This is a genomic window from Staphylococcus sp. GDB20D11A (assembly GCF_016893255.1).
Taxonomy (GTDB): Bacteria; Bacillota; Bacilli; order Staphylococcales; family Staphylococcaceae; genus Staphylococcus; species Staphylococcus aureus.
In genome coordinates this window covers 1-2,366 of record NZ_JAFEPJ010000036.1, presented here as the reverse complement: position 1 = coordinate 2,366, position 2,366 = coordinate 1, and the positions used below count along the sequence as shown (strand labels likewise).

2 protein-coding genes are annotated in these 2,366 nt (G+C 31.0%); both read left to right on the top strand.

Annotation, left to right across the window (positions count from 1 at the left end; all coding sequences use genetic code 11):
- The first annotated feature begins 70 nt into the window (after positions 1 to 70).
- The gene (locus tag JV528_RS13800; protein ID WP_000664727.1) at positions 71 to 547 is read left to right on the top strand and encodes a replication/maintenance protein RepL; all 477 of its coding nucleotides are present in this window, start codon (positions 71 to 73) and stop codon (positions 545 to 547) included.
- Positions 548 to 1,254: 707 nt separating this feature from the next.
- Positions 1,255 to 1,989 (top strand): 23S rRNA (adenine(2058)-N(6))-methyltransferase Erm(C), encoded by a 735-nt coding sequence (gene erm(C), locus JV528_RS13795; protein WP_001003263.1) that lies wholly within the window; start codon positions 1,255 to 1,257, stop codon positions 1,987 to 1,989.
- The last annotated feature ends 377 nt before the right edge of the window (positions 1,990 to 2,366 follow it).

Below are 2,366 nucleotides of genomic sequence, written 5' to 3'. Positions count from 1 at the left end.
TAATTTCTTTTAACAAATGTTAACAGTTATGATATAGTTAGAATAGTTTAAAATAAGGAGTGAGAAAAAGATGAAAGAAAGATATGGAACAGTCTATAAAGGCTCTCAGAGGCTCATAGACGAAGAAAGTGGAGAAGTCATAGAGGTAGACAAGTTATACCGTAAACAAACGTCTGGTAACTTCGTAAAGGCATATATAGTGCAATTAATAAGTATGTTAGATATGATTGGCGGAAAAAAACTTAAAATCGTTAACTATATCCTAGATAATGTCCACTTAAGTAACAATACAATGATAGCTACAACAAGAGAAATAGCAAAAGCTACAGGAACAAGTCTACAAACAGTAATAACAACACTTAAAATCTTAGAAGAAGGAAATATTATAAAAAGAAAAACTGGAGTATTAATGTTAAACCCTGAACTACTAATGAGAGGCGACGACCAAAAACAAAAATACCTCTTACTCGAATTTGGGAACTTTGAGCAAGAGGCAAATGAAAAACAAGAAAATGCATTATCTGATTATTATTCTTTCAAGGACTAGTATAACATAAAATCGTCTACAAATAGACAAAAAACCTGCACGCTTAATGTAGATCAAAAGCTTAACGCAAATGAAATAGATTGACCTCCCAATAACACCACGTAGTTATTGGGAGGTCAATCTATGAAATGCGATTAAGCTTTTTCTAATTCACATAAGCGTGCAGGTTTAAAGTACATAAAAAATATAATGAAAAAAAGCATCATTATACTAACGTTATACCAACATTATACTCTCATTATACTAATTGCTTATTCCAATTTCCTATTGGTTGGAACCAACAGGCGTTAGTGTGTTGTTGAGTTGGTACTTTCATGGGATTAATCCCATGAAACCCCCAACCAACTCGCCAAAGCTTTGGCTAACACACACGCCATTCCAACCAATAGTTTTCTCGGCATAAAGCCATGCTCTGACGCTTAAATGCACTAATGCCTTAAAAAAACATTAAAGTCTAACACACTAGACTTATTTACTTCGTAATTAAGTCGTTAAACCGTGTGCTCTACGACCAAAAGTATAAAACCTTTAAGAACTTTCTTTTTTCTTGTAAAAAAAGAAACTAGATAAATCTCTCATATCTTTTATTCAATAATCGCATCAGATTGCAGTATAAATTTAACGATCACTCATCATGTTCATATTTATCAGAGCTCGTGCTATAATTATACTAATTTTATAAGGAGGAAAAAATAAAGAGGGTTATAATGAACGAGAAAAATATAAAACACAGTCAAAACTTTATTACTTCAAAACATAATATAGATAAAATAATGACAAATATAAGATTAAATGAACATGATAATATCTTTGAAATCGGCTCAGGAAAAGGGCATTTTACCCTTGAATTAGTACAGAGGTGTAATTTCGTAACTGCCATTGAAATAGACCATAAATTATGCAAAACTACAGAAAATAAACTTGTTGATCACGATAATTTCCAAGTTTTAAACAAGGATATATTGCAGTTTAAATTTCCTAAAAACCAATCCTATAAAATATTTGGTAATATACCTTATAACATAAGTACGGATATAATACGCAAAATTGTTTTTGATAGTATAGCTGATGAGATTTATTTAATCGTGGAATACGGGTTTGCTAAAAGATTATTAAATACAAAACGCTCATTGGCATTATTTTTAATGGCAGAAGTTGATATTTCTATATTAAGTATGGTTCCAAGAGAATATTTTCATCCTAAACCTAAAGTGAATAGCTCACTTATCAGATTAAATAGAAAAAAATCAAGAATATCACACAAAGATAAACAGAAGTATAATTATTTCGTTATGAAATGGGTTAACAAAGAATACAAGAAAATATTTACAAAAAATCAATTTAACAATTCCTTAAAACATGCAGGAATTGACGATTTAAACAATATTAGCTTTGAACAATTCTTATCTCTTTTCAATAGCTATAAATTATTTAATAAGTAAGTTAAGGGATGCATAAACAGCATCCCTTAACTTGTTTTTCGTGTACCTATTTTTTGTGAATCGATTATGTCTTTTGCGCATTCACTTCTTTTCTATATAAATATGAGCGAAGCGAATAAGCGTCGGAAAAGCAGCAAAAAGTTTCCTTTTTGCTGTTGGAGCATGGGGGTTCAGGGGGTGCAGTATCTGACGTCAATGCCGAGCGAAAGCGAGCCTAAGGGTAGCATTTACGTTAGATAACCCCCTGATATGCTCCGACGCTTTATATAGAAAAGAAGATTCAACTAGGTAAAATCTTAATATAGGTTGAGATGATAAGGTTTATAAGGAATTTGTTTGTTCTAATTTTTCACTCATTTTGTTCTAATTTCTTTTAA